This window comes from Pseudomonas sp. JV245A (assembly GCF_032424515.1).
Taxonomy (GTDB): Bacteria; Pseudomonadota; Gammaproteobacteria; order Pseudomonadales; family Pseudomonadaceae; genus Aquipseudomonas; species Aquipseudomonas protegens.
In genome coordinates this window covers 1-2,424 of sequence record NZ_VYKE01000322.1, presented here as the reverse complement: position 1 = coordinate 2,424, position 2,424 = coordinate 1, and the positions used below count along the sequence as shown (strand labels likewise).

Annotated in this window: 3 protein-coding genes and 1 pseudogene; all 4 read left to right on the top strand. The window is 70.4% G+C overall.

Annotated elements, in window-relative coordinates:
- Positions 1–1,065 (top strand): saccharopine dehydrogenase NADP-binding domain-containing protein (locus F6S12_RS31185; RefSeq protein WP_315869799.1); only part of this gene is annotated, 1,065 nt, incomplete at its 5' end.
- Positions 1,062–1,841 (top strand): thioesterase II family protein, encoded by a 780-nt coding sequence (locus F6S12_RS31180; RefSeq protein WP_011061770.1) that lies wholly within the window; start codon positions 1,062–1,064, stop codon positions 1,839–1,841. The genes F6S12_RS31185 and F6S12_RS31180, both read left to right, overlap by 4 nt.
- 23 nt (positions 1,842–1,864) lie before the next feature.
- Positions 1,865–2,188 carry an isochorismate lyase gene (locus F6S12_RS31175; RefSeq protein WP_041752761.1) on the top strand — a complete coding sequence of 108 codons (324 nt, stop codon included), beginning with the start codon at positions 1,865–1,867 and terminating at the stop codon, positions 2,186–2,188.
- A pseudogene (locus F6S12_RS31170) lies at positions 2,181–2,424 on the top strand (salicylate biosynthesis isochorismate synthase); the annotation flags it as partial. The gene F6S12_RS31175 and the pseudogene F6S12_RS31170, both read left to right, overlap by 8 nt.

Sequence of the window (2,424 nt, the reverse complement as noted above, 5' to 3'; positions counted from 1 at the left end):
CAGGTCGCGCAGTTGCTGGCCGGCAAGGTGGCACTGCGCCTGGGTGGACGCGATCCGCGGCAGGCCGAGCAACTGAACCAGCAGTTGGGGGCGCGCGCCGAGGTGCGCGCCCTGGACCTGTGGGAGCCACAGAGCCTGGCGGACTTCTGCGCTGGTTGTTCGCTGGTGATCAACTGCGCCGGGCCCAGCTACCGGATTCTCGATCGGGTGGCCCGGGCCGCCCTGGCCGCAGGCGCCGACTACCTGGATGTGGGGGGCGACGATCCACTCCATGAGCGGCTGGTGGGACAGCTGCCGGCGGGGCACCGGGTGCTGTTGTCGGCGGGCATGCTGCCGGGGCTCTCGGGGCTGTTTCCGCAACTGCTAGCGCAGTCCTTCCAGCGGGTCGATGCCTTGCGCTGCTATGCCGGTGGGCTGGGGCGCTTGTCCGCCACGGCTGCCGAGGATTTCCTGCTGAGCCTGGGCAACGGCTTCGGCCAGGCCCAGTGCGGCTGGTGCGAAGGGCAGGTGGTGCGCAGCACGGCAAGTGCCGAACAGGCATTGCAACGCGACTGGCTGCCACCGGCCGGGGTGCAGGCCTATCCGTACCTGAGCACCGAGCAGCAGCGCCTGTTCGGTGATGTGCCGGTGCGCCACGGTCAGGGTTTCAACCTGTTCGAGGGCGGCCAACTGGCGGCGGCCCTGCAACGTATCCAGGGCTCGGCGCCAGAGGCGCGGAGCAGCGCGCAGAACATCGCTGCGCTGGTGCAGGCCAGCGCCCTGGATGTGGCCGGGCGCCGGCCCTATCAACTGCTGGCGGTGGAAATCGACGGCCTGCGCGAGGGCCGCCAGCAGCAGGCCAGCGCCTGGCTGCGGGCCAGCGACGGCTCGCGCCTGACCGGCAGCGTCGCAGCCTTCTGTGCACTGCAGTGGGCGCATCTGCCTGAGGGGCTGCACTACGCCGCCCAGGTGCTGGACGCGGCGGCCTGCCTGGAACAACTGCTGCGCTGGTTGCCGGATACCCGGGTGCACCTGCCTGACTTCGCCGCTGTGGCGCTGGCCGAGCCAGAGGAGGGCGTGCTGTGAGAAAGGTTCCCAGTGCCTGGCTGCGTCGTTATCCGCAGCCGCAACCGCCACGCTGCCGCCTGGTGTGCCTGCCCCATGCCGGTGGCAGTGCGAGCTTTTTCAACGACTGGCGTGGCCAGTTGCCGGCGGATGTCGAGCTGGTCAGCGTGCAGTACCCGGGGCGCGAAGAGCGCCTGAGCGAAAGCTGGCCCGGCAGCCTGGAGTGGATGGCGGGCACTATCACCCGGGCCCTGTCGGACCTGGTGGACCGGCCCCTGGTGCTGTTCGGCCACAGCATGGGCGCGGCCCTGGCCTATGAGGTGGCGGCGCGCATGCAGCAGCAGGGCTCGGCGCCACAACGGTTGATCGTGTCCGCGCACCCCGCGCCCCATCGCCAGCGCAGCGGCGAACTGCACCTGGGCCCGGACGAGGACCTGCTGGCGGATGTGCGACGCCTGTCGGACGGTGCGCCGTCGCCCCTGGATGACCCGGCGCTGCGCGACCTGTACCTGCCGGCGTTGCGCAACGACTACCGGCTGATCGAGTGCTACCGCGGTGCGCCCGGCCGCGCCCTGGACCTGCCCCTGAGCGTGTGCCTGGGGGCCCGGGACACCGAGGTGGACCAGGACGAAGCCTATGCCTGGGCCGAGGTCAGCGCCCAGGTCACCGACTTCCAGGCCTTCCCCGGCGGGCACTTCTACCTGCGCGAGCAACAGGCCGAACTGCTGCGCCACCTGACCCGGCTGCTGGCCGGCCATGGCGAGCAGCCGTGGCAGTGCTGGCCCTCGACCCCATGAATTTTCCCTTGGTAGACCCCGACATGAAGACACCCGAGCAGTGCAGCGGCCTGGACGACGTCCGCTGCGGTATCGACGCCATGGACCAGCAGATCATCCAGGCCCTGGGCCTGCGCCTGGCCTACGTCAAGGCGGCGGCGCAGTTCAAGCCGACCGAGGACAGCATTGCCGCCCCGGAGCGGGTTGCGGCGATGCTCCCGCAACGTCGGCAATGGGCCGAGCAGGCGAGCCTGGACCCGATGTTCGTGGTGCCGCTGTTTGCCCAGATCATCCACTGGAACATTGCCCAGCAAGTGCGCCACTGGCGCCGTCAGCACGGGCTGGATCAAGGAGCCCAAGATGAGTGAATCCTGCCTGTCCGGCTTGACCCGGGCCCTGCGCAAGGGCGAATCCCTGGCCCGACGCAGGGGGCGGGCGGTGCTGGTGGTGTACAGCCTGGCCGCCGAGCGCCTGGAGCCGCTGCGGCTGTTTGCCGCCAACCGCCAGGTGTTCGGCCAGAGCCTGTTCTGGTCCAGCGACCAGGGCGCCCTGGCCCTGGCCGGGTTCGGCTGCACCGAAGAAATCAGCCCGCCGGCCGCCGAGC